The sequence below is a fragment of the Methanobacterium sp. genome (assembly GCA_030017655.1).
GTDB lineage: Archaea > Methanobacteriota > Methanobacteria > Methanobacteriales > Methanobacteriaceae > Methanobacterium_D.
Genome location: JASEIM010000067.1, coordinates 1 through 747, shown reverse-complemented (window position 1 = coordinate 747; position 747 = coordinate 1). Strand labels below are relative to the sequence as shown.

The window sequence follows — 747 nt, the reverse complement described above, 5'->3', positions numbered from 1 at the left end:
TGGAAGTGTTTTATATTTTATAAAAACAAGTGTTGCTAATTCCACTCCTCTAACATCGCCGACACAGCACGCGTAACATTGAAGGTGGCTGGAAGCCGCTGCCTAGAAATCGTGGACAAGGTGGCGCCCCAAAGTGTGAAGGCTGCCAGCAGGCTTCCTCCCTTAGACCTTGGAGGCTTATATGTTGTGGTTCCACCAGGCAAAACCCTGGAAATCCTTGGCACGGCGGACAGGTTCATCCGCATCGTAGGAGAAATCCTGGAGCTCTCGCCAGGTGAAGTTTTAGCCCCAGACCTGCTTAGCCGCTATGCGGAACAGTCTAAACACTTCTTAAGCTATCAATACGCCACATGGACAAGCGCCGCTGCAGCCTCAATCCCGAAGGGCGACATCCACACCATGATAAACTTCACCTGCCCAGCAGGCGAAAGACACACTTTCAATCGCCTTTACGGGGGCTACACCTACTGCAGCGCTTATCCTTCAGGCGTCTTCTTGGAGGAGCTTGGCACGCGAATATACGTGGACGATAAGCCCTTAGACATAATTGAGGATGTCATGGGCTTCCGCGGAATAAGCAGCATAGCCGCGCCCATGCCTGTAGACGACACCTACGGCGCATTGCCCTTTAGCCTCGCCTCCATGCCCATAGTGCTTGACCCAGGCAGAACATTACGCGTAGAAGCCTTCAACGCCAAAGGTAAGAAATCATCTACTTCTTCCTGTGATGGTATATCCACAGGTTCT

1 protein-coding gene is annotated in these 747 nt (G+C 51.9%); it reads left to right on the top strand.

Translation table 11 applies throughout. The features are described 5' to 3' along the window. Positions 1-135: 135 nt before the first annotated feature. Positions 136-747: hypothetical protein (locus QMD61_11640; protein ID MDI6725286.1), on the top strand; the 612-nt coding region annotated here is incomplete at its 3' end.